Annotated in this window: 1 protein-coding gene; it reads right to left on the bottom strand. The window is 47.3% G+C overall.

Annotated features, from left to right (window positions below):
* Positions 1 to 332: hypothetical protein (locus GNF76_RS29445; RefSeq protein ID WP_178123654.1), on the bottom strand; the 332-nt coding region annotated here is incomplete at both ends.

Here is a 332-nt window from a genome sequence, read left to right on the forward strand (position 1 = left end):
CTCTGTGCTCACCTCAAAAGCGGCTTTTGTACCGTTAATCTCATTGTCAATCGCTGCAGGAACTTCCTCCTCACTCAAAGCTCTCAGCTCTGACATAACTGCGTCGATACTCCGTATTCCGAAAGCACGTTCCGGGTTATTTGCAACTTTATCAAAGCTCGTACTGAGCTTAGCTTCTCGTTTTGAGATTTCGTCTTGGATGATAGAAAGAGACCGGTTGATATCCTCCACTGATGCCGCAGAAACACCTGCGGCCTGGAGCTCAGCGTTGATTTTATGTTCCAGCCCTCGAGTTTCATAATCATAGTGGGATGCGATATCTCGGAGTACCA

Source organism: Pseudomonas spelaei, assembly GCF_009724245.1.
Taxonomy (GTDB): domain Bacteria; phylum Pseudomonadota; class Gammaproteobacteria; order Pseudomonadales; family Pseudomonadaceae; genus Aquipseudomonas; species Aquipseudomonas spelaei.